We start from the raw sequence: 24,284 nt of genomic DNA on the forward strand, positions 1-24,284 counted from the left end.
TTTTACCCGCGGCCGGTTTCATAAAAACTACAAAAAAGAAGATGTTTGAAAATTGATATGAATTCAGAACTCCACTTCATCCGAATCCATGCCGGAGCAGCCGAGCAGAATTCATTTTACCACACTTCGATTTTTGAGGGTATTGATGTGAATGTGGGTATTTATTTACAAAGGACAGTCTGTTTAATATAGAGTATAAGTATAAAAGCGTATAGGAAAGTAGGAGGATTATGGCGAAGGTTTCTAAAAAGATGCAGCTGCTGGAGGCGGCTGCCGACATTGTAAATGAACATGGCAGTGATTACCTGACACTGGATGCTGTGGCGGAACGTGCCGGGGTGAGCAAAGGCGGACTGATCTATCACTTCAAAAACAAGGATGCACTGATCCGGGGGCTGGTGGAGCACGCGAACCAGTTGTACCGTGATAATGTGGACAGACATATCGAGCCTGAAGACGACTCCAACGGCAGGTGGCTGCGTGCCTTCATAGAAGCGACGCGGCAGAACAGGGTGGACAACGCGGATATAACATCGGGCATGCTCGCGGCACAGGGCATAAACCGGGAACTGCTGACACCGCTGCAGAAAACCTACGGCGAGTGGCAGGCCAATATAGAAAATGATGAAATCGATAATGTGGATGCTACCATCATCCGCCTGGCGGTGGACGGATTGTGGCTGTCTGAAATATTCGGGCTGGACGCGATAGATGATGAGATGCGGGAGAAAATACTGGATCGTTTAAGCAGTTATACGGAAAAATAAAAAGATGGATTTTAATCTTGAAAAAATACCGACCAGTTGGTATACTAACGGACGTGTTAAAAATAGTATTAACGGAGGTCGGTAGTTTTGACTAGAAAAGTGATGCTCACTGCAGCAATAACAGGCGCTGGAGATACAGTTGAAAAGAACGGGAATGTACCGGTGACGCCAAAGGAAATCGCGGACTCTGCCATCGCGGCGGCAAAAGCGGGTGCGACGGTTGCACATCTGCACGTACGTGACCCAGAAACCGGAGGAATCAGTCATGATACGGAACTGTTCAGAGAAGCGGTCAGACTGATCCGTGAATCCGACCAGGATGTCGTAATCAATCTGACTTCAGGCGGCGGCGGAGATTTCATTCCCGACCTGAGCAATCCTTACCAGGCAGGAGAAGGGTCTGATATGCAGACGCCGGAAGAGCGGCACGAACCAGTCGGCGCGCTGCTTCCGGAAATGTGTACGCTGGACTGCGGCAGTGTCAATTTTGGAGATGAGGTGTACTTGAGTCCGGCGGACTGGCTGCGCACACAGGCGAAGCTTGTAAAAGATGCAGGCGTTAAACCGGAGCTTGAATGCTTTGATTCCGGCCATATCGCTTTCGCAAAGCAGCTGATCAAAGAGGAACTCATCGAAGGAGAGCCATTATTCCAATTCTGTCTCGGCATTCCGTGGGGTGCGGAAAATGATGCGGAAACGATTGAATACTTCAAGACGCGCATTCCTGAAAATGCACACTGGTCTGCATTCGGCATCGGGCGCATGCAGCTTCCTACTGTCGAAGAAGCGGCAAAACGCGGCGGCAATGTGCGTGTCGGACTGGAAGATAATCTATACGTATCCAAAGGTGTAAAGGCGACGAATGAAGCACTGGTTGAGCGTGCAGTAGAGATTCTGAAAGAACAGGATATTGAACCGATGACACCTCAGGAAGCGCGTGAACTCTATAATCTCAGAGATCCGAAAGGAGGCCAATGATGAAATTCGCAATTGTAGGCACAGGCGTGATCGGCTCCGGCTGGATTACGCGTATTCTCGCACATGGACATGATGTCGTCGCAACAGATCTTGCGGAAGGCGCATATGGAACAATGATGAAACAGGTGGAACAAAACTGGCCGTATGCAGAGCAGCTTGGTCTCGCACCGGGAGCTTCGATTGACCGTCTGACATTTACACCGGACCTCAAAGAAGCGGTGATGGATGCGGACGTCATTCAGGAAAACGTACCTGAAGTGGAGTCCATCAAGAATACGGTACTCCGGGAGATTGATGCATATGCACCTCCTGATGCACTGATCGGCTCCAGCACTTCCGGCATCATGCCGTCTGAACTGCAGCAGAACCTGAAGCATCCGGAACGCTTTGTCGTCGCCCATCCGTTCCATCCGGTCTATATACTGCCGCTGGTGGAAATCGTACCCGGCGCGGCGACAACTGAAGAAAATGTGAAAAAAGCGGAAACCATCTATGAAAGCATCGGAATGGATGTACTGCATGTCCGTAAAGAAGTAGAAGGACATATCGCAGACCGTCTGATGGAAGCATTGTGGCGGGAGGCGCTGCATATCGTCAATGACGGCATCGCAACGACAGAAGAAGTGGATAAGGCGTTCACGCACGGCGCAGGATTGCGCTATGCCCAGCACGGCCCATTCATGACATTCCATCTTGCGGGCGGAGAAGGCGGCATGCGCCACATGCTGAAGCAGTTCGGTCCGGCACTGAAAAAACCATGGACAAAACTGGAAGCACCGGAGCTCACACAAAATCTGTACGATAATGTAGTGAGTGGATGTGAATCATCTTCTAACGCATATACAATGTCGGAGCTTGATCAGAACCGCAATGAATTCCTCGTGAAAGTGAAACAGCTTGCGGAAGAATACTGGCCGGCGGAAACTGAATCGATGCGTAAAAACAAAAAGGTGGCACAGTCATAATGGAAAAACTGTTCGAATATGAGACGACGGTACCTGAATCATGGGTGGACCATAACGGCCACATGAATGATGCGGAATACAACCGTGCGTTCAGCGATGCCGGAATGGCGTGGCTGTCAGAACTCGGTCTCGGTGAATCAAAGATCGAAGAACTCTCCTACACCATCTTCACGCTTGAGAGCCATATAGTGTATCAGAAAGAAGTGTTTGCACAGGACGAGATCACGGTTGAAATCAGACTCCATGATTTTGATGCAAAGCGGCTGCATGTCTTCATGACACTGCGCAATCCAAAAGGCGACGCTTGTGCAACATACGAAGTGATGTATATGGGAATGGACCAGAAAGCCGGCCGTCCGGCACCGTTCCCGGAGTTCTTTGCGGATGCTGTCAAGAAGTACTATGATGCTCAGGACAATGACGCGGAGATCAAGGAGCTTGGCCGGAAAATAGGAATCAGAAGATAAAAATTTCAGGAATGGCTGCCGGATTTCGGGCAGTCTTTTTTAATTGGGATGCAGGAGGGAATAGGGTTCTATATAAACATTTTGAAGAAAGAGGGGAAGATATTTTGAACAAGCAATGGCAGAATGAACTGCCGGTGGACGGCATTAAGCAAATAACCCCTGTGATGGGCGGTGATGTCAATGATGCCTACCGGATAGATACAGACGGAGAACCGCGTTTCCTGCTCGTACAGCCCGGCCGTACTGCAGAATTTTATGCAGCGGAAATCGCAGGTCTCGAAGCGTTCGAAGCAGCGGGTATCACTGCACCCAAAGTGCTTGGGAATGGAGTTATTGATGGGGATGCCTATCTTTTACTGGACTATTTGGAAGAAGGGCAGGGCAGTCAGCGTGAACTGGGACAGCTTGTTGCCAAAATGCACCTGACACACGAGCCCGGCAATCTGTTCGGCTTCGGTCTGCCGCACGAGGGCGGGGATATTTCATTCAATAATGAGTGGACAGATTCATGGAGTGAATTATTCGTCGAACGGAGACTGGATCATTTGAGGGACAGAATCGTTGCAGAGAATTTGTGGTCGGAAGACGATGCTGAAAAGTACCTGCAGGTGCGCCAGGTTATTACAGATGCCCTCGAAGAACACAGAAGCGTCGCCTCCCTTCTGCACGGTGATCTGTGGGCGGGGAATTATATGTTCCTCTCAGACGGAAGGCCGGCTCTATTCGATCCATCCCCTTTATATGGTGACCGAGAATTTGATTTGGGTGCAACCACAGTCTTCGGCGGATTCACGGAAGACTTCTATGATGCCTACCAGCAGGAATACCCGCTCAATGAAGGCGCGTGGCGGCGGATTCGTTTTTACCGCCTGTATCTTCTGATGGTCCACCTGGCCAAGTTCGGAGGCACTTATGCAAATAGTGTGGAAAAGTCGATGGATGACATTTTGAATCGATGAAATATAAATCTGTAAATTCCGCGATATCGGGTAAATATATGGTGAATATTCAATGATTTTGCCCGGGAAGGTGATGGAAGAACCAATGGAAAAAATTAAAAAAGTGATTTTAAAACGACTGGCCAAGCTGAAGAAAGCGTATATCGATTATCAGAACAATCCTTATGACCCGGAAACTGCCCATGCCATCCGGACGAACAGCAGGAAACTAAGGAGTGTGCTGAATTTCCTCAAGAAAACTTTTGATGCAGAAGAATATCAGAGGCTGAACAGTGAACTTAAAGCTCTGGCTATGATCTACGGTCCGGTCCGGGAAGCGGATATCCTCGCTCAATGGTGTGCCGAGATTGCACGTGATAAACCGGATATGAGCGGCCATTACAGGAACATGTTCAATTATCTCGGTAAAGAACGCCGGAAGGAGATGAGACGCACATTCAATAAGACCAATGTGCGTGCTGCGGAGTCTGCAATGGATATTGTAGAGTCCGGCGTGGAGAACCTTTCCCTGGACGAAAAATCCGATTGGGGCCGCTATATCAAAAAGCGCCTCGTCAAAAAGAATCGCCGGCTGATGAATGACTATGATACTGTTGACATGGATGACTATACGGCGGTCCATGAAATCAGGAAGAAAGCGAAAAAGATGAGATTTTCAGCAAAGTATCTTGGAAAACTGACCTCTGTAAAGCATAAGAAAATGGCTGGAGAGGCACAAAACATTCAGGATGATTTCGGACTGGTTACAGATGCCCGTGTGAACCGCCGGATGCTCATGGAATATGCTGGAAAAGCGGATGATGAGGCACTGGAAAAGCTGTTCCGCAAGATGGCGAAAGAGCAGGAGAAACTTCTTCACAAGAAAAATAAACGGAGAGGTGCATGATGGAAGAGAATATATTTAACAATCTCGCAAAAAAATATGATACAGAAGACAGGATTGAACTGGCGAATATCATAGTGGTTGAGGTGAAGAAAGAGCTGGAAGGACATGCTTACGGTTCACTGCTCGATTACGGCGGTGGAACGGGGCTGGTGAGTCTCGAGTTGGCAGATCAGTTCGATTCTGTTTTGATTGCAGATGCTTCAGAACAAATGGTGAAGGCAGCCCAAAGCAAGATTGAGAGCGGTGGATTGGAAAATGCCGAAACTCTGCATCTCGATCTTACCAGGGACTATACAGAACTGGATGCAGATGTCATTCTGGTGTCGCTGGTGCTTCTGCATGTACCGGATACTTTGGGGCTTTTAAAGCAGCTGTATAAAATTTTGAATGACGGCGGGAAACTGATTATCGTCGATTTTGACAAAAATCCTGAAATCAGTCATCCGAAAGTCCGTAATGGCTTTAGCCGTGAAGAGATGGAAACTAAGCTGCAGGAAGCCGGGTTCGAATCCCTCCATCTTCGTACATTCCATCATGGAAAAAATATCTTCATGAAGAAGGATGCATCTTTATTCCTTGCCAGTTCTGTGAAACAGGCTGATTAAAGAAAGATATTCTGATATAGTCTATTAATATTGGAGTTATAAATTAAGATACGGGATTCAGGTGATTTTCAGATGCGGACGATCAAAGATATAGCGAAACTGGCCGGTGTTTCCAGGACCACAGTATCGAGGGTACTTAACAATTCCGGGTATATCAGTGAAAAATCCCGAAAAAAAGTGATGGATGTGATTGAGGAGACCGGTTATGTGCCGAGCCAGCACGCCAAGTCCCTCAGAACGAAACAGACGAAGATCATCGGTGTCATCCTGCCCAAAATCAGCACGGATACTTCTTCCAGAACAGTAGACGGCATGAATGAAGTGTTCGGCGAAAAAGGGTATCAGATTCTTTTGACCAGTACGAATCTGGACAAGGAAAAGGAAATAGAACATCTGAGACTGCTTCAGAACCGGCAGGTGGACGGAATCATTCTGCTTGCAACGAACACAGATGAAGACCTGGTCGAAGAAATCCGGAAATCGAAAGTGCCGGTCGTCGTAATCGGCCAGGAGGTTGCGGGTGATTCAGAGATTCCTTCCGTTATCTTTGATGACTATGGTGCGTCCGCCAGCCTGATGGAAACGCTGATTGACAATGGCTATAGAAAAATCGGATATATCGGAGTGGAATCGTCCGACAGAGCGGTGGGAGTGCTTAGGAAACAGGCATATATCGATGCAATGGAAAAACATAATCTCGAAATCGGGGAAACCTGGATTCAGACTGGTGATTTCTCAATCGACTCCGGATATGAAGCAGCAAGGCGCATCTTCGAGGGTTCCCGCAACGTGGATGCTGTCTTTGCTGCAACGGACCGGATGGGAATCGGTGCCTTTAAGTATCTGCGCAAAGAAAGGCTTTCCATTCCCGAGGATGTTGCGGTGGTGGGAATCGGTTCCTCTGAAACTTCCCGGTTCATTGACCCCGCCATGACCACGGTCGAGTATGAATTTGAAGAAGCGGGCAGAACAGGCGCTGAAATACTGCTGGATATTTTAAACGGCGAAGCGAATGTCCCTGTTAAAAAACTTCTTGACTTTAAGCTTGTATCGAGAGATAGTTTATAATGAGGATGAAAACGCAATCATTCGATTCATCTTCATTTTTTTAATCAAATATGGAATCGATTCCCTATTTTAGATCATTTAATCAAAGGAGTGTAATACATGTCTGAAAACACTAAGATCGCAAAAGAAATCATTGAAGCGGCCGGGGGGAAAGGTAACATTGAATCCGTTGCACATTGTGCCACACGGCTGCGGATCGTCGTTGCAGATAAGGAAAAGATAGACCAGGATGCAGTTGAAGAAATTGATAAAGTAAAAGGCGCTTTTTATAATTCCGGACAGTTTCAGGTGATTCTGGGTACAGGAACTGTCAACCGGATATATGATGAAGTCCTGAAATTCGATCTGGAAGGAAAAAATAAGAGTGAAGTGAAGCAGGAAGCCGCAAAGAAAGGCAATCTCTTCCAGCGGGCAATCCGCTCTTTCGGTGACGTTTTCGTACCGATCATTCCGGTACTTGTTGCCACAGGTCTCTTCATGGGTCTTCGCGGGCTGGTTGTGCAGGAAGAGATTCTAGGATTGTTCGGGATGTCGCCTGACGACATATCGGAAAATTTCCTGCTGTTCACTGAAATCCTGACGGATACCGCCTTCATATTCCTGCCGGCACTTGTTGCATGGTCGACATTCAGGGTGTTTGGAGGCACGCCGATTGTCGGCCTGATTCTCGGACTGATGCTTGTGAGTCCGGCGCTGCCGAATGCATGGGACGTTGCAGGCGGAGGCGTGGAGCCGATCATGTTCGCCGGTTTCATACCGGTTGTAGGCTATCAGGCATCGGTCCTGCCTGCCTTCATCGCGGGTATACTCGGTGCAAAGCTTGAAAAATGGATCCGGAATAAAGTGCCGGAAGCACTGGATTTGATCGTCACTCCATTTATGACATTACTGATTATGATCACGCTGGCTTTATTTCTTATCGGACCCATCTTCCATGCGCTGGAAGGTGTCATTCTCGATGTGACATTAACCGTGCTTGCTTGGCCGTTCGGACTCAGTGGTATTCTGATTGGCGGGCTGAATCAGATCATCGTAATTACCGGGGTCCATCATATTTTCAATCTTCTTGAAATCCAGCTGCTGGATAAACTGGGTGCCAATCCTTACAACGCCATCATTACAGCATCAGTTGCAGCACAGGGCGGGGCAACACTTGCTGTCGGTCTGAAGACCAAGTCCAAAAAACTGAAAGCACTGGCGCTGCCGTCGTCATTTTCTGCATTTCTCGGTATTACTGAACCGGCAATATTCGGTGTGAACCTGAGATTCGTCAAACCATTCATCATGGGACTCATCGGGGGTGCGGCCGGAGGTTTTGTGGCTTCGATTTCTGGGCTAGAGGGAACGGGCATGGCAATCACTGTTATACCGGGCACATTGCTGTACCTGAATGAACAGATTTTCATGTATATCCTTGTCAATCTGATCGCGATTGCCACCGCCTTTGTACTGACATGGCTCTTTGGCTATTCCGATAAGCAGGAAGAAAAAATCATTGAAGATTAGAAGGAGTTATTGAAAGGAGTTATTGAATGGTTCAAAATATGAGTTACCAGAAACAGATTGATGAGCAGATCGAGGGGAATAGGACTTCCATTGCCAAAGACCCGCATCGTCTGCAGTATCATCTGACGCCACCGGTCGGACTGCTCAACGATCCAAACGGACTTATTCATTTTAAAGACAAATACCATGTGTTTTTCCAGTGGAACCCTTTCGAAACGAAACACGGCAAAAAATCATGGGGCCACTATACTTCAACTGATCTGATCCATTGGACATTGGAGAAAGCTGCGCTTGCGCCCGACAGCTGGTACGACAAGGACGGTTGTTATTCAGGCAGTGCAATAGAGCATGAGGGCAGGATGTATTTATTCTACACAGGCAATGTGAAAAATGAATTTGACGAGCGTTCAACATATCAGTGTCTGGCAGTGTCGGATGATGGGATGACCTTTGAGAAGAAAGGGCCGGTCTTCAACCTTCCCGATGGCTACACGCCGCATTTCAGGGACCCGAAAGTATGGAAGGACGGCCAAGAGTGGCTGATGGTGATCGGGGCCCAAAACAGCAAAGAGCAGGGGGAAGCGGTATTGGCCAAATCTTCGAACCTCGAAGATTGGAAGTTCGCCGGTCCAATTGCCGGAAGTCATATGAATGGGCTCGGAGACTTCGGTTACATGTGGGAGTGTCCGGATCTTTTCCATCTCGATGGAAAAGATATTCTGATAGTCTGCCCGCAGGGACTCGGTGCAGAGGGCGACAGGTATAAGAATCTGTATCAGGCGGGATACTTCGTTGGAACTTTCGATGGTGAAGCAATCAGATATGATCACGGTTCCTTCTCCGAACTCGACAGAGGATTCGATTTCTATGCCCCTCAGACCATGGTTGATGGTAAAGGAAGAAGAATCCTGTTCGGCTGGATGGGTATGACAGATGACCAGGAGCAGAATCAGCCAACAATCAAGCAGAAATGGATTCATGCCCTGACAATTCCAAGAGTGCTTAAAGTCAAAGATGAAAAAGTCATTCAGACACCTGTTCCGGAGCTTGAGGAACTGCGCGGCACAAAAATTGGGCATGAAGTGACTTTAAAAGATGGAGAAGTGTTTACAGAAACAGTATTTCCATCTTCTGAGGTGACCGTCAATTTCGATGCGCCGTTGATTGATGGCTTCGAACTGGAAATCAGAAAAGACATCCGGCTCGTTTTTGAAAAAGGGAGATTTATTGTTGAAAGGAAAAGCTTTTCCGGAAATGGAAGTGAGCAGCGCGCAGTTGCACTGAAATATCTTAACAGCCTGCAGATCTATATCGATCATTCATCAATAGAGATTTTCATAAACGGAGGGGAGGAAGTATTCACATGCAGGTACTTCCCGGATTCCGAAAATAATATTATCAGGCTGAAAGTCGAAGAAGCACATTCCTTTGATCTCTGCCATTGGCCGCTTGAAAAAGAAGGAATAATAATGTTTTAAAATGATGGAAGAAATATGCAGGGGCCCCTCCGGATATTCCGCTGTAGAGAATCGTAATTTCAACAATGGCATCAGGAAAGGTATATTGATGCTGACGTTTAAAATAGTATTCCCCGAGGTACAGTATAAGCATATTGATAACCAGTCTCAGGAGGGATAGAAATGGCAGATGATCGTGGAAATTACTTTGAGGAAAGAGAAGGGACAGGGGATGCCCGTTTTCATGTAGTGCCGGGCGATAAGGAACAATGGGCAGTAAAAGAAGAAGGTAAAGACGATCCGGTCTTCACCTCAGTCAGCAAAGATGAAGCGGTGAATGAAGCGAAGAAACAGGCGGAAGAGGCGAACACTAAAGCCATCATTCATGATGAGGACGGAGAAATCGAAGACCAGATCGAATATGATCAATAATTAAACAGGTAGATGATTAATGGCCCCGTCTGTATGCAGGCGGGGTTATACTTATGGAAATTTTTCGAGGATGAAGTTTAGCTGAACAGGCATATGATATTTATATAATTAGAACGGATTTGACCGAATTCATGGCCAGACTTATAATTGATATGAAATGTTACAAAAATGTGAATGGGGTCATACATATGAAAGACAGGAAAATTTCTTTGAGACTAATTTCGGTAATTCTCGGCAGTGCACTGATGCTCGGAGCATGCAGCAACCCATTCGATTCGCTCGCAAGCGAAATCAATGGATTGCTGTCAGGAGAAGAATCTTCAGAAGAAGTGACGACAGAGGAGACTCAGGAAACAGCTGATGATGAAACGGCTGAAGAAGGGCAGACGGATGAAACGGATGTGCCGGAAAGTGAAACAGAGTCTGCAGGAAATGAAACAAAGCCGCTGGACTACAGCCATCTGATGGGTGAAGGTGAGGAAACGGCTTTGGAAAATGGCACACACAAAGTCGGGAATGATATACCAGCGGGCAGATACGTGATTACAGCGGATACCGGCATAGGCAATGTCTTTATCGACAACGAAGAAGATCGCTCTGTATTAAGCACCACCCTAAATGGCACCGAAGAATCAAAAGATTATGGATCCGGCAGGGTGATCGTCTTTTTGGAAGAAGGTCATTCCATTGAAATCAATGGTCTGGAAGGTGTGAATTTCGCACCATATGAAACGGAGGAAGTGACCGAGTTATTTCCTGGGATGTGGATAGTCGGTGAGGATTTCCCCGCAGGTGTGTATGATGTAGAAACAGAAAGCACGGATTATTATGGCACGATGGAAGTGTACAGTCACCCGGATCAGGTCAAGGCGCGTTACTCGCTGGGAGATCCGGAATATGGAGGTATGTCTTCATTTACCGCCTCATTTGAAGCAGGTGACATTGTTGAATTGAGTAACAGCCCTGCTGTAACCATTAACAAAAGAGAATAAATAAATCATAAATAAGCCACAGTCCGATAGTATCAGGACTGTGGCTTATTTGTATTCAGTAATGTTTTTAATCTGTTATGGAATTTTTTCAGATATCCATATTTAACTTATAATTCTATTAAAAAATCGGGTTTCTCCAATATTGATCAGACCTTGCGCGTAAACGAGGTTGGTATCTTCGACTCAAACCGCAAAGTTTTTCCGGTTTTTGGGTGAGTGAACGCAAGAACATGAGCATGTAATCCAAGTCTGCCGATAGCATTATTGCGGGAACCGTACTTTTTATCACCGATGACGGAATGTCCTAAATCCTGCATATGGACACGGATCTGATTTTTACGTCCCGTCTCCAAGTTTACTTCAAGTAATGAAAAGTTGCGGTTAGATTTCAAGACTTTGTAATGGGTTACAGCTTTTTGTCCATTATTTGGTTTCCTGCTCGAGCGCATGGTGAACGTCTTGTCTTCCGTCAGCCAGGAAGTAATTTTGCCGCTCTTTCCTACAGTGCCTTCCACGAGTGCGATGTACGTGCGTTCCGAAACAACTTCCTGCCAGGATTTCTGCAGTTTCTGTTGGACCGCTTTGCTTTTTGCAAATACCATGATGCCGGAAGTGTCGCGGTCTAAACGGTGTACGATGAAAACCCGGTTGTCGGCATTGACGCTCTGAACATAATCCGACAGTTGACGATAGGCGGTCAAATGACGTTCTTTTTCTGATGCGATGGACAGCAGCCCCGCTTCTTTTTCAATTACGATAATTTCGTCATCTTCATGTAAGATTTCAACGCCTGTAAATTTCATGGCATAGTCGGCGACGCGTGAATGAATTTGCACACGGTCTCCAGGTTGGAGCGCATCATTGAATTGTGTCGTCGCTTCACCGTTTACAACAACTTGTCCACGGCCCAAAATGCCTTTTACTGATTTCCGGCTCTTGGAAGGCATCATTTTAAATAAAAACTTCAGCAGCTCCGTTGGTTCCTCGACAATCCATTCTGCATCCAGTTCACTTGATTTCGCTTTTTTTTGCATCATAAACTTCCTTTACTCTATCTCCCGGTCTTCAGCCGGGAGATGATATTATGAATCTGACACTTCTATAATAACAGAAAGTACGAAATGAAATTCGCTGGAAACGACCTGTCGGTGGATATTGGAGTGAAATTTTTATGGCAGTATGAAGCCCAAGGATGTTTTAAACAGCCTTGGGCTTATTTTATGAACGCTGGCGTTCTTTTACCGGAATCCATATTTCACTGTATGCATAATTCTCTTTTTCATCATCCATGTTCGTAAATGAAAAAGAAGGGGCATCTACAACTTCATAGTCCGATGACGGCAGCCACTCGGAATATGTGCGTGCCATCGTATTCTGTAGCGTTGAAGGGAAAGGCCCTTCATTCGGGAATACAGCCCATGTGTGAGCCCCGACATCTACGGTATCAAGTATCGGGCTTATATCCGTCTCTGTTGTCAGCACACCGATGGCGTGGGTAAGGTCACCTTCCTCCTTCAGGAATTTCTCATCTGCCTCATACGAGGCATTGATGACCTGTTTTGGCTTCATGCTCTTCAGTCTGTGCATTTCAGCTTTTTGTTCATCAGTGATGCTTTCCGCCAGTTCGACAATTGCCTGGTTCACGCCTTCAAACTGCATCGGCACTCTCTTTTTGACGCCGGCAATTGTGAATGCCGGCAGTTCTCTAATGTGTACTTCCATATTTTCTCCTCCATTGACATCGATGTAGAATGAAAGTTTCGGGAAAGAAATGATGATTTTATCCTTGTGTGCTTCAGAAGGCAGATAGCCGCTCCAGGATTTGAATGCCCTGGTGAAGCCATCAACGGACTGATAGCCGTATTTGAACGCCGTATCCGTCACGCTTTGTCCGTCCACCAGATCGTGATTTGCTCTGGCCAGCTTTCTCTTTTTGATATATTCGCTGAGCGGCATGCCGCTGATGTACTGGAATATCTTCCTGAAGTGATAGTCGGATTCCCCGATATACTGCGCCACATCCTCGATTCTGATATCGTTTGTGAGATTGTCTTCTATGAAATCAATCACGTCATTCAATGTTTTAAGCATCATTTCCCCGTCCTTTCAAACTTTATTCTAAAGAGATGCAGGCGGAAATACTCGATAATTTCCACACAGATTATGTCGGATGGTATCATGGATACAATACTACAGGAAAAAGGAAGTAGATGTATGGTGTTCATCGGAATCGATCTGGCGTGGACTTACAGGAATGAGACCGGGATATGTGTCATCAGTGCAGACGGAGTAGTGGAACTCCTGGATTCCAAAATCTATTCAAATGGAGATATACTGGAAGTCATCAAAAGTCACGGCTCAGATGAAGAAATATGCATCGCGATTGACGCACCGCTGATTGTAAACAATGAAAGCGGCTCAAGGGGTGCAGAAGGTGCATTGATGCGTGCGAGAATCCACGGGCACCGGCTGTCTGCATTCAATTCCAACAGAAATTATTTCAATAAGGTTTTTGGGGACATACGCGGGGAGACTCTGAGGAAAGTGATACAACTGGAAATTTCGAATGTTAGAATTGGCTTCAGTGATTCAGAGTCCAATCTTGTAGAAACATTTCCCACAGGCATATGCTGCGGGCTTTTTCCGGAAATCTATCCGGTCAAGTATAAAAGAAAACCAAAAATCACTTTTGAGGAAACATGTAGCCATATGGAGGTGTTGCTCAAGCGGTTTGAGGAGATTGAAAAACTGGAAAGGCATGTCAGCGGACTGGCTTCCAGACTCGAAGTGGATATCACTGCACTCACACGCAAACAGCATAAGCACATCGAAGACAAAATTGATGCCTTTCTTTGTGCCTACGGTATGTACAGTATACATAAAGGACTGGCAGATGGCAGAATGTTTGGAAATGTTGAGGGTGGATTCATAATGCTGCCGGTCAAAGGTGAAGTGCAAAACAATTAAAAGGAAAACGGGTGATCGTCATTCAGACGCTGTATTTATTCGCAATCGTATTGGTCCTGATTCTGTTGCTTTCAACAGGACTCAAGATCTATGAGATTTATAAGATAAGAAAACATGTAAAAACTTTATGGGACAGGAAAGTTTCATTTTCAGGGAACAAGCTGCCTTTTGTCCATTATCATAACTACTTTGTAAACATCATGGAGAATGAGGATACTGATGACAGGAATGTAGTAGATGATGAAACGTGGAGTGATCTGGATCTGGGCCAGCTGATTGAGAAGATCAATTACACTTTCACTACGATCGGGGATGAACTGCTGTATGCTTCCCTGAGAAATGCGCCGGAACAGGTGGCTGTCGATGAAGAACAGATCGGTAAAATCCAGAAGGAACCGGCTTTCAGGGAAAAGTTTTCATACCGTCTGGCGATGCTGGGCAAATCGAAAAACTCGAATACCAGCAAATTCATGTATGAATTTGAACCGGAACAGAAATACAATCCACTGTATATTCTGCTCAGCCTGTCACCATTTATCGGTGTGCTGCTTTTCTTTGTCGACCCTTTTCTGTCGATAATGACAGTGCTGGGGGGATTCGGTGCAAACGCATATCTTTCGCAGAAACACAAAAATACGACCGGTTTTGATTACACTGATATTTTCTATGCCATCAACATCATTGTGACAGCCGGCCGGCTGGACGCGCGTTATAACAGTAAGGGGTTGAGGAGATTATCGTTTCTCAGTCCTTTATTCGTCAATGATGACAGTGCGGGTGAAATGAATATCGGTATACAGGTGTTTTCTGCAATGAAATTGATGTTCATGATTGATTATCATCTGTACCATCTGATTTTAAAATCGCTGAATAAAAATCACAGTCTCTACAAAGAGAGCTGGCATTATGTTGCGGAGCTGGACTTGAATTACAGTGTAGCGATGTGGCGGGAAACGCTGCCTTATTATGCAATTCCGGAAATGGAGAACAGTGCCTGCATAAACACTGAAGATCTATACCACCCGCTGGTGAATGATCCGGTTGAGAATGACCTCCGTTTCGATCAGGACATATTGCTTACCGGCTCAAATGCCGCCGGTAAATCCACATTCATGAAAGCCCTCGGCATCAATGTGGCCATAAGCAATGGGCTGAACACTTCTACAAGCAGCCTGTTCAAATATAAGCCGGGCAAGGTGATATCTTCGATGGATATTACGGACAGCGTCATCGAAGGGGACAGTTATTTCATCAGTGAAATCAAGTCATTGAAGCGGATCATCGAGGAAGTGGAACACTTTGACGGGAACCTTTACTGCCTCATCGATGAAATATTCAAAGGGACGAATACCATAGAACGTGTTGCGGCAGCAGAGACGGTTCTGAGATATCTGAATGATAAAAATGATGTTTTTCTGATTGCAGCGACGCATGATATGGAATTGACGGAACTGCTCAAAGATGAACTGGCCTTTTATCATTTCAGGGAGCATCTGACGGGTGATGATATTTACTTCGACTACAAGATCCGGGAAGGTGCCGCATCAACCTCTAATGCCATCGAGCTTTTGAGGCTGTATAAATTCCCTGAAGAGGTTTATGAGGGGGCGAAAAGTAAAATAAGTAATTAGGCAGACTTCATCCGGTACGTGCCACATGTATCGGATGATTTTTATTTACTGTAAAATCATTTTATATTATGGAACACTTACGGGGTTCACCGGCATATTCGTTCTTATCACTCTAATAATGATGGACATTGCTGAAATCTTTATCAGATGAATGGGGATGGGTTTCCTGGAATGGGTTTGGAAGAAACTCTTATGCGTGCCCTTTAGATAAGATCTTTTCCCTTTACCAATGTAATGGTGAAATTATACAATTCGTATAAAGGGGTGGTTGCATGGGCAGGACACAGGAGGAAGTTGTGAAGCTTGCTAAATCGCATGGATTGGATTTGAAACCGAAAACCCTGGTGGAGAATGCATCGGGCCTTGATTTCCAGGTCTTTTTTGCAACGGATGAATCGGACAGGCACTGGGTTTTGAGACTGCCGAGAAGAGAAGATGTATTTGAACGGACAAAACCGGAAAAGAAGGCATTGGACCTGGTCGCAAGCCGTGTGGATTTTGAAGTGCCGGTCTGGGAAATATACGAGAAGGATATAATTGCCTACGAACGTCTGACGGGCATACCGGCGGGGACGATTGATCCGTCGATCCAGAATTATATTTTTGAAATCGATGAACAGAATCTCCCTGCAAACTTTACAAGGACCATGGCGGAGATAATGGTGGCGCTGCACAGCATACCAATTGAAGAGGCGGAGAAGGCCGGGATAGAGGCCGTTGCCCCCGACGATCTGAGAAAGAATATGAAAGAACGCATGGTGAGAGTCAAAGCAGAATTCGGTGTCTCCGAAGCATTGTGGAGCCGTTGGATGAAATGGGTGGAGACAGATGAACTGTGGCCAAGACAGGCGGGCATGATTCATGGCGACCTGCATCCCGGCCACATCATGGTGGATCAGCACTCCAATGTCAAAGGACTGATCGACTGGACCGAAGCGAAAGTGTCGGATATATCGAAGGACTTCATGGGTCACTACAGAGTATTCGGAGAAAAAGGGCTGGAGGACCTGATTGAAGCTTATAAAATTGCCGGCGGTTATCATTGGCCGGGTATGAAAGAACATATGATGGAACTGATGAATGCATTCTCTGTCGACGTTGCAGAATTTGCGATGGAGTCAGGGATGGAAGAGTATGAAAAGATGGCCAAAAAAGAATTGGGTGTAATGGATGAATAGGAAGACCGGCGGGCATTTGGTGTCCGCTGTTTTTTTGTTCCGCCGGAGTTTTTGAATTCTTTCAGGCTCATTTAATTGATAATGATTATCAGTTGTTGTATGTTAATCAATAATGATATATATTAAATTCATAGTTGGGAGACTGTATTATATATGCAAATCTATTGGACCAGAATAAATGAAGTGATCGAAGAGACACCTGAGATAAAGACTTATATGCTGGATTGCCCGGAAGGATTTACTTGGGAGGAAGGCTCTCATACACATCTTGGACTGGAAGGATTCAATGCGGGGGAGAAACCGAATAAAGGGCTGGTGCGGCACATGTCCATATCGACGCTGCCGGATGAGAAATCCATAGGGATTACAACGCGCATCAGGGAACAGCGTTCTGAATTCAAGCATATTCTGAACGATCTTGAAATAGGAACTTCCGTTGCGATATTCAAGACGCACTCGAATGTGCCGTTGAAACGGGAAGATAAAAATATTTACCTGCTTTCCTCGGGTGTCGGTCTGGCGACATTCAGACCGCTTGTCCTGGATTATTTGAATAACGCTGAACAGGTCAATAAGATCCATTCGCTGAATATTGATTCATCGAGGGATTACCTTTTCACGAATGTATTTGAAGGCGTCCCGGAAAAAGGATTCACATCCCGTTTTGTGGATAACCGCAAAGATTACTATGGTGATGTCCAAAAACTGGCTCAGGATAAAGAGGCGCTGTTCTATGTAGTGGGCAGTGACGAGTTCCTTGCTCAGAATATCGCCGTACTGCGTGAAGAGGGCGTTGAAAAAGATCGGATTATGCTGGATAAGCATGAGCACACGCTGCAGGAATTCCTGGTATAGATGGATCGAAGAATAAAGAGGTTCCAGTCATCATTTGATGACTGGAACCTCTTTGACGTTATTCAAAGTTTTCAAAGAAGTCTTTGAGTATAAGGACGGCATCCCGGAGGTCACTGATATGGCTGAATTCTTCCGGATTGTGGCTGATGCCTCTGATGCTTCTGACGAAAAGCATGGTGATCGGATGTTTCGTGCCGACACTCATTGCATCATGGCCGGCTCCGCTTGGCAGATGGACCGGAATCTGGTCCTGTCTCCTGAAGGATTCCTCCATTTTAGCGATGACGTCTTTACCGATCGGAATGGGTGTGATGCGGGTTGTAAGATCCACATCAACTGTGACTTCTGATTGTGCTGTAATTTTCTCTGCATGCCGGCGGATGGCCTGTATGAGTTCGGCCTGCTGCGCTTCATTGATGTCTCTTGCATCCACGACAAGTTGCACTTCACCAGGGATCACGTTTACACCGTTTGGACTGACTTTCATCTTCCCGACTGTCGCGACGGCCGTCGTGCTGATGGATGTTGCAACTTCGGGCAGAGTCCTGATGAATTCCGATGCTTGGACTAAAGCGTCTTTCCTCTGATGCATCGGTGTCGATCCGGCATGCCCCGCTTCCCCTCTGAATGTGATGTTCGTCCGTGTCGCTCCTGCGATGCCACTGACGATTCCGACAGGAAGGTTTTTTTCCTCCAACTGCCTGGCCTGTTCTATATGGATTTCCCCGTACATTTTAATTTTATAGTCCGGTCCGTCTGTTGCGAGGAACTTTTTCCGGTTCGAATCGATATTCCCGAGTACTTCATCGATTGTTTTTCCTTCCGGATCGCGGTACTTATCAAGCTCCTCTTCATCGATGAGTCCCATGAATGCCCGGCTTCCGGTGAGACCGCTGTTGAAGCGGCTGCCTTCTTCATCCGAGAAGATCACGACTTCGTAGGAGTACGCCGGCGTATAGTTCTCCTCATGCCACAGCTCTGCGATCTCAAGTGCGCTCAGCACGCCTGCCACACCGTCGAAATGGCCGCCGTTCGGTACAGAGTCCACATGCGACCCGGCCATGAACACCTGTGAGTCGTCATGGCCGGTGTATCGTCCGAATACATTTCCAGCGCCGTCTGTACGGACTGTCATGCCGACGTCTTTCATCCAATTGATGATCTTTTTCTTGGCTTCCGTCTCAAATTTTGAATATCCCATGCGCTTCGATCCCTGATCTTCAGTAAAGCCGATTTCAGAGAGTTCGAGTATGCGGCTGTGCAGTCGTTTTGTCGTCTGATCGTCAAGGGTTTCTGCTTTCATTTTGTCTAGGAAGGTGTTCATCATGATCTTTCTCCTTTAACATTTATATTTTATTCTCATGTGCAGCGGTTTTTCAAAAATGGAATCATTGGAAAACGAAACGGATCAAAGGCTCCCAGTAGTGCATCATGATAACAATGCCCACTGTAAATATCAGACCCGGAAGCAGGTTCGCCACACGGATATTCAGAATGCCGAGCAGTCTGATGCCGATGGCTATGATCATGACCCCGCCGACCCCCGTGATTTCAACAATGAGCTGGTCCATGAGTTCCGGAGGAACAAAACGATCGATCTGTGCAGCGGACAATGTGATTGCCCCCTGGAATAAAAATACCGGAATGGCCGAGAAGATAATGCCGATGCCGAGTGTAGACGTCAGGAAGACAGCCATCAGCCCGTCAATCAGTGATTTTGTGAACAGTATCGTATGATCTCCTCTTAAACCGCTGTCGAGCGCACCGACAATGCCCACGGCTCCAACTACATATACGAGTGTCGCCGTCACGAATGCGGCAGAAACACCGCCTTCTTTTGCACCGGTTTTTGTTTCAAGCCAGATGCCGAAATGATTCATCTTTCCCTCAATATCCCATTTTTCCCCGAGCATGCCTCCGAATGCAATGCTCGCAACGATGATGATGATCTGTTTGGTCTCGAGTGCCATGTCGATACCGAGGACGATGACTGTGATCGAAAGCCCCTGAAGGATGGTCGTTTTCATCTTTTCACTGATATTGCGCCAGAACAACCCGATGAAACTGCCGGCGGCAATTGCAGCGGCATTTACGAGTGTACCCAGTAGTGACATCATTATTTTTCCTCTTTTCGATTGGACGGTGACGGCAATCATGCCACCGGAAGCATTTCCTGGATAATTGAAATTCAACTATATCATATCAGTCACGTACGAAAGAGGAGAATGATTAAAATTATTACAATATTTAATTTTCATCGATTTAAGTTATAATCTAGGAGAACGATTATTGGAGAAGAAGGTGAGGAAATGGAAATCAGTCAATATTCCGAGAATGCGCTTACAATATATATGGGAGATGACATTGATGAGAATGTGAACCGGCAGCTCGTCTCACTCAAACAAAAAATTGAGGCGCAGGAAATCCGGGGCATTGAAGAAATTGTAATCTCCTATACGAGTCTGATCATCTACTTCGATCTCTTTGATGCGGATGCGGAAGAGATTGAAAAAGCAGTTAGGAACATAGATACGGATTCTCTGCTTGAGGGTGGATTCGAATACAGAACGGTGGAAATCCCTGTCTGCTACGGCGGGGAATTCGGGCCGGATATTGAAAGTTTCAAAGAGAATGGCTTGACCGCAGATGAGGTCATTGATATGCACAGCGGCAGGGAGTACCTCGTTTATATGCTCGGTTTCATGCCGGGATTTCCTTATCTCGGGGGACTCGATGAAAAACTACATAAGGCAAGGCTTGATACTCCGAGGATGCGGATTCCGGCAGGTACAGTGGGTATCGGAGGGGAACAGACCGGCATGTATCCTTTCGAATCCCCAGGCGGGTGGAATCTGCTCGGACGGACACCGGTGCCTTTATTCGATCCGGGGCGTGAGGAGCCGATCCTCTACCGGGCGGGGGACCGCATTTTGTACCGTCCGATTGATGAACAGGAGTACGGTGAAATTGCGAGGCAGGCGGCAAGAGGTGAATATGAAGTGAAAATTGAAATGAGGAGTGAGGGCTGATGGTCTTGAAAGTGAAGAATCCCGGGTTGTTTACAACGGTTCAGGATAAAGGCAGGTCCGGTCATCAGGCCGAAGGTTTCTCTCCGGCCGGTGCAATGGACTGGCGGGCATATATGCTTGCCAATCTGATGCTTGGCAATGACGGGGATTCGGCTGTGCTGGAAATGACCCTGCACGGTGCGTCCTTCGAAGTGCTTGAAGATACTGTGATTGCGACTGCCGGTGCAGAAATGCCGATGCATGTAAATGACAGAGCAGTGGAGATCGGGACTGTGGTCCATGTATTGAAAGGGGAGACACTGGCCTTTGGCGGCGCGTCGGAGGGTGCAAGAACTTATCTGGCTGCAGCGGGCGGCTTTGATATCCCCGGAGTGCTCGGAAGCACATCCACTCATACAAGGAGCGGCATCGGCGGTATGCACGGCAGGACACTGCAGACGGGCGACAGATTGAAAGTGCATGGAGGCAGTGTGACGGAAACTCTTCTCAGGGTGAAGAATTTTGAAAACGATGCGCTCATCCGGGTGATCCCGGGGCAGCAGTATGACAGATTCAAAGAAAATCTGGATACGTTTTATGAATCCGGGTATGAACTGACTAAAGATTGTGACAGGATGGGATTCAGGCTGGATGGTGCCGTGCTTGAAGCCGCGGGCGGCCACGATGTATTAAGTGAGCCGACCCAGCTCGGCAGCATCCAGATTCCGAAAGACGGCAAACCGATCATCTTGTTGAACGACCGGCAGACCGCAGGGGGATATGCACGCATTGCGACGGTGGCGCTTGCGGATATTCCGAAGCTGGTGCAGAAACGCCAGGGTGATGAAATCCGTTTTAAAGAGATTGATGTGCGTGAAGCGGCAGTATTGTATAAAGAAGAAATTGACAGGGTCAATGCGGGCTTTTATTTTGAAACGGATAATAACTTCAGCTTGCATAGAAGACCTCTGTCAGAAAAAATTGAAAGTATCATGAAGAGGTGACGGGATGGATATCGAAAAAATCAGAGAACTGATAAAACTCGCAAAAGAGGAAGACCTTAAAGTGCTGAGAGTGGGAGATATGGATTCGGAAGTGCATATTGAAACGAAAGGGGGAGGTACGGCAGTCGTGACGGAAAACGGCGATGGATCGAGAGCAGCTGGTTCAGGGGGAAGTTCAGCCCCCGGCCTCCATACAGTGAAAGCGACGCAGGTTGGTACGTTCTATACGCATAAGGAAGAGGACAGCAATGAGAATTTCGTCGAAGCCGGAGACGCGGTGTCGGCCGGTGATCAGATCGGCATGATCGAAGCGATGAAAGTCTTCAATGATGTGTTTGCAGATGCAGACGGTTTGGTTGAGGAGATTCTTGCAGAGAATGGAGACACTGTCGAATATGATCAGCCGCTAATCACGATACGGCCGAAGGAGGACTAGCATGAAGAAAGTATTGATCGCCAACCGCGGTGAAATTGCAGTAAGGATCATACGGACATTGAAGGAAATGGATGTCCGGAGTGTGGCTGTTTATTCCACGGCTGACCGCGGAAGCCTCCACGTCACCATGGCGGATGAAGCCATCTGCATCGGACCGCCTAAAAGCAGTGAAAGCTATCTTGATATCGACCGCATTCTTCAGGCGGCGGAAGCAGCAGGGGCGGATGCCATCCACCCGGGTTACGGCTTTTTATCAGAAACTCCTGAATTTGCGCGACGGTGTGAAGCGGCCGGTATCATCTTTATCGGCCCGGGTTCTGAAATCATGAAAAGGATGGGAGACAAGGCAGAAGCGCGGAAAACGATGAAAGAGGCGGGGGTCCCTGTCATCCCGGGGAGCAAAGGAGTCGTGGACAGTTTCGATGCGGTACGGGAAGTGGCGGAGGAAATCGGATTTCCGATCGTCATCAAAGCAGTATCCGGCGGAGGCGGAAAAGGGATGCGTTTCGTCGAAAGGGAGGAAACTCTCGAAAAACAGTATAAAGAAGCCAAGAAGGAAGCGAAGAATGCCTTCAATGACGATCGCATCTATGTTGAGAAATATATACCGAAGGCGCGTCATATCGAAGTGCAGGTTATCGGTGACGGCAGGGGAGGCGCAGTGCATCTGTTTGAACGTGACTGTTCCATCCAGCGTAAAAATCAAAAGCTGATAGAAGAAGCGCCGGCTGCCGTATTAAGTGATGCATCCCGGAAGGATATTACGGAAAAAACAGCCGCTGCAATAGGGAAGCTTGCGTATGCAGGGGCAGGGACGGTGGAATACCTGTATGTCGAGGAAGAGGACGCATTTTATTTCATAGAGATGAACACGCGTATCCAGGTGGAACATACGATATCCGAAATGATTACGGGTGTCGATATCATCCGTCTCCAGGTCGAAGTGGCGCTCTTTGATACGTTCAGCATCCGTCAGGAAGATATTGAGATCAACGGTTTCGCGGTTGAATGCAGAATAAATGCAGAAAACCCTGCGAAAGGGTTCATGCCCGCACCGGGTGAAATCGAGCGGTTACATTTTGGACTCGGCAATGGTGTGCGCGTGGATACGCATGTGTTCGCCGGATATCACATTCCACCGAACTACGATTCTATGATAGCGAAAATCATCGCACATGCCGGAGATCGTGCGGCAGCCATTAAAAAGATGCGCCACGTGCTCGGGGAGACGGTGATTTCACCGATTGACACGACGCTCGATTTTCAGCACTACCTGATGAATCATCCGAAATATATAGATAATGCAGTGGACATAAAGTTTCTGGAGCGTAACGGAATTATCGAATAGAAAGGGAGTAGAAAATATGCTGACAGTCGATTTGAACGCAGATTTGGGAGAAAGTTACGGCAACTACACGATTGGTAATGACGACGAGATCATCCCTCTGATTTCATCTGCGAATGTGGCCTGCGGATTTCATGCGAGTGATCCGTCTGTGATGCAGAAGACAGTGGAGATGATCAGGGAAAATGGCAGCACCGGCATCGGTGCCCACCCTGCTTATCCTGATTTGATGGGATTCGGCAGAAGATATATGGAACTTTCCATGCCGGAAGTAAGATCTCTCATCTTTTACCAACTCGGGGCACTGGACGGTTTCTGCAGAGTGGCAGGCATTGAAATGAACCATGTGAAACCGCACGGTGCGCTCTATAACGCGACTTTCGAGGACAAAGAACTTGCCAAAACGATTGCGGACGCAGTGAAGGATTATAATCCGAAGCTCAAGCTGATGGGACTGTCCAATCAAAACCTCGTAAAAGCAGGGGAAGAAGCGGGACTTGAAGTCAGACATGAAGTGTTTGCGGACCGTGCCTATGAGGATGACGGTACACTCGTGTCAAGACGGAAGGAAGGCGCGATGATCACAGATACCAGTCTTGCGGTGGAACGTGTCATCCGCATGGTGCGTGAAGGCAAAGTGGAGAGCACAGGCGGCAGGGATATCGATATCCGGGCCGACAGCATCTGTGTGCACGGTGATGGTGAAAAAGCTTTGGAATTTGTGAAAGAGATCAGAAAACAGCTAAGTGAGAATGGGATAGAAATAAAAACGATGTAA

General features: G+C 47.0%; 25 protein-coding genes. 21 read left to right on the plus strand and 4 right to left on the minus strand.

Annotated features, from left to right (window positions below; all coding sequences use genetic code 11):
* Positions 1-230: 230 nt before the first annotated feature.
* The 12 genes from BM271_RS11460 (at position 231) to BM271_RS11515 (ending at position 11,082) form a co-directional block, all read left to right on the plus strand.
* The gene (locus tag BM271_RS11460) at positions 231-767 is read left to right on the plus strand and encodes a TetR/AcrR family transcriptional regulator (protein ID WP_046790785.1); all 537 of its coding nucleotides are present in this window, start codon (positions 231-233) and stop codon (positions 765-767) included.
* A 102-nt stretch (positions 768-869) separates the two neighbouring features.
* Positions 870-1,745 (plus strand): beta-keto acid cleavage family enzyme, encoded by an 876-nt coding sequence (locus BM271_RS11465; RefSeq protein WP_046790784.1) that lies wholly within the window; start codon positions 870-872, stop codon positions 1,743-1,745.
* Positions 1,745-2,710, plus strand: coding sequence for a 3-hydroxyacyl-CoA dehydrogenase NAD-binding domain-containing protein (locus BM271_RS11470; RefSeq protein WP_046790783.1), 966 nt, complete (start codon positions 1,745-1,747; stop codon positions 2,708-2,710). The genes BM271_RS11465 and BM271_RS11470 overlap by 1 nt, the downstream gene beginning before the upstream one ends.
* Positions 2,710-3,177, plus strand: a complete 468-nt coding sequence (locus tag BM271_RS11475; protein ID WP_046790782.1) for a thioesterase family protein — start codon at positions 2,710-2,712, stop codon at positions 3,175-3,177. Before BM271_RS11470 ends, BM271_RS11475 begins: the two co-directional genes overlap by 1 nt.
* A 104-nt stretch (positions 3,178-3,281) precedes the next feature.
* On the plus strand, positions 3,282-4,136 hold the full coding sequence (locus BM271_RS11480; RefSeq protein ID WP_074924576.1) for a fructosamine kinase family protein: 855 nt from the start codon (positions 3,282-3,284) through the stop codon (positions 4,134-4,136).
* 85 nt (positions 4,137-4,221) lie between these two features.
* A complete protein-coding gene (locus BM271_RS11485; RefSeq protein WP_046791552.1) occupies positions 4,222-5,022 on the plus strand; it encodes a CHAD domain-containing protein in 801 nt (266 codons plus the stop codon).
* Positions 5,022-5,627: a class I SAM-dependent methyltransferase gene (locus BM271_RS11490; protein WP_046790781.1), complete on the plus strand. Its 606-nt coding sequence runs from the start codon at positions 5,022-5,024 to the stop codon at positions 5,625-5,627. The genes BM271_RS11485 and BM271_RS11490 overlap by 1 nt, the downstream gene beginning before the upstream one ends.
* Before the next feature lie 72 nt (positions 5,628-5,699).
* Positions 5,700-6,695: a LacI family DNA-binding transcriptional regulator gene (locus BM271_RS11495; RefSeq protein WP_046790780.1), complete on the plus strand. Its 996-nt coding sequence runs from the start codon at positions 5,700-5,702 to the stop codon at positions 6,693-6,695.
* A 99-nt stretch (positions 6,696-6,794) separates the two neighbouring features.
* Positions 6,795-8,201: a sucrose-specific PTS transporter subunit IIBC gene (locus BM271_RS11500; protein WP_046790779.1), complete on the plus strand. Its 1,407-nt coding sequence runs from the start codon at positions 6,795-6,797 to the stop codon at positions 8,199-8,201.
* Between the two features lie 26 nt (positions 8,202-8,227).
* The gene (locus tag BM271_RS11505) at positions 8,228-9,679 is read left to right on the plus strand and encodes a glycoside hydrolase family 32 protein (protein WP_046790778.1); all 1,452 of its coding nucleotides are present in this window, start codon (positions 8,228-8,230) and stop codon (positions 9,677-9,679) included.
* Between the two features lie 162 nt (positions 9,680-9,841).
* Entirely contained in the window at positions 9,842-10,090 is a 249-nt protein-coding gene (locus tag BM271_RS11510) for a DUF2188 domain-containing protein (protein ID WP_046790777.1), read from the plus strand.
* Positions 10,091-10,278: 188 nt separating this feature from the next.
* Positions 10,279-11,082, plus strand: a complete 804-nt coding sequence (locus BM271_RS11515; protein ID WP_046790776.1) for a hypothetical protein — start codon at positions 10,279-10,281, stop codon at positions 11,080-11,082.
* Between the two features lie 146 nt (positions 11,083-11,228).
* Here the strand turns inward: BM271_RS11515 and BM271_RS11520 are convergent, their stop codons facing one another.
* On the minus strand, positions 11,229-12,116 hold the full coding sequence (locus BM271_RS11520) for an RluA family pseudouridine synthase (protein ID WP_046790775.1): 888 nt from the start codon (positions 12,114-12,116) through the stop codon (positions 11,229-11,231).
* Between the two features lie 184 nt (positions 12,117-12,300).
* Positions 12,301-13,173: an AraC family transcriptional regulator gene (locus BM271_RS11525; protein ID WP_046790774.1), complete on the minus strand. Its 873-nt coding sequence runs from the start codon at positions 13,171-13,173 to the stop codon at positions 12,301-12,303.
* Between the two features lie 87 nt (positions 13,174-13,260).
* Between BM271_RS11525 and BM271_RS11530 the strand changes: the two genes are divergently transcribed.
* The 4 genes from BM271_RS11530 (at position 13,261) to BM271_RS11545 (ending at position 17,713) form a co-directional block, all read left to right on the plus strand.
* A complete protein-coding gene (locus tag BM271_RS11530; RefSeq protein WP_234960569.1) occupies positions 13,261-14,049 on the plus strand; it encodes a DUF429 domain-containing protein in 789 nt (262 codons plus the stop codon).
* Between the two features lie 11 nt (positions 14,050-14,060).
* The gene (locus BM271_RS11535) at positions 14,061-15,680 is read left to right on the plus strand and encodes a MutS-related protein (RefSeq protein WP_046790772.1); all 1,620 of its coding nucleotides are present in this window, start codon (positions 14,061-14,063) and stop codon (positions 15,678-15,680) included.
* 272 nt (positions 15,681-15,952) lie between these two features.
* The gene (locus tag BM271_RS11540) at positions 15,953-16,858 is read left to right on the plus strand and encodes a macrolide 2'-phosphotransferase (protein ID WP_046790771.1); all 906 of its coding nucleotides are present in this window, start codon (positions 15,953-15,955) and stop codon (positions 16,856-16,858) included.
* A gap of 153 nt (positions 16,859-17,011) precedes the next feature.
* The gene (locus tag BM271_RS11545) at positions 17,012-17,713 is read left to right on the plus strand and encodes a ferredoxin reductase domain-containing protein (protein ID WP_046790770.1); all 702 of its coding nucleotides are present in this window, start codon (positions 17,012-17,014) and stop codon (positions 17,711-17,713) included.
* A 58-nt stretch (positions 17,714-17,771) separates the two neighbouring features.
* Here the strand turns inward: BM271_RS11545 and BM271_RS11550 are convergent, their stop codons facing one another.
* Positions 17,772-19,037, minus strand: coding sequence for a Zn-dependent hydrolase (locus BM271_RS11550; RefSeq protein ID WP_046791551.1), 1,266 nt, complete (start codon positions 19,035-19,037; stop codon positions 17,772-17,774).
* 64 nt (positions 19,038-19,101) lie between these two features.
* A complete protein-coding gene (locus BM271_RS11555) occupies positions 19,102-19,830 on the minus strand; it encodes a DUF554 domain-containing protein (RefSeq protein ID WP_338054655.1) in 729 nt (242 codons plus the stop codon).
* A gap of 192 nt (positions 19,831-20,022) precedes the next feature.
* Here BM271_RS11555 and pxpB point away from each other — a divergent pair, with 192 nt between their 5' ends.
* From pxpB to BM271_RS11580, 5 genes are read left to right on the plus strand one after another with little or no spacing between them, the layout of a single operon-like run.
* A complete protein-coding gene (gene pxpB, locus BM271_RS11560; RefSeq protein ID WP_046790769.1) occupies positions 20,023-20,742 on the plus strand; it encodes a 5-oxoprolinase subunit PxpB in 720 nt (239 codons plus the stop codon).
* Complete coding sequence (locus BM271_RS11565) at positions 20,742-21,725, plus strand: 5-oxoprolinase subunit C family protein (RefSeq protein ID WP_046790768.1); 984 nt, start codon at positions 20,742-20,744, stop codon at positions 21,723-21,725. The genes pxpB and BM271_RS11565 overlap by 1 nt, the downstream gene beginning before the upstream one ends.
* Before the next feature lie 4 nt (positions 21,726-21,729).
* On the plus strand, positions 21,730-22,161 hold the full coding sequence (locus BM271_RS11570; protein WP_046790767.1) for an acetyl-CoA carboxylase biotin carboxyl carrier protein: 432 nt from the start codon (positions 21,730-21,732) through the stop codon (positions 22,159-22,161).
* A 1-nt stretch (position 22,162) separates the two neighbouring features.
* Complete coding sequence (locus tag BM271_RS11575) at positions 22,163-23,509, plus strand: acetyl-CoA carboxylase biotin carboxylase subunit (protein ID WP_046790766.1); 1,347 nt, start codon at positions 22,163-22,165, stop codon at positions 23,507-23,509.
* A gap of 19 nt (positions 23,510-23,528) precedes the next feature.
* Positions 23,529-24,284: a LamB/YcsF family protein gene (locus BM271_RS11580; protein WP_269146997.1), complete on the plus strand. Its 756-nt coding sequence runs from the start codon at positions 23,529-23,531 to the stop codon at positions 24,282-24,284.

It is taken from the genome of Salinicoccus halodurans, assembly GCF_900114445.1.
Lineage (GTDB): Bacteria > Bacillota > Bacilli > Staphylococcales > Salinicoccaceae > Salinicoccus > Salinicoccus halodurans.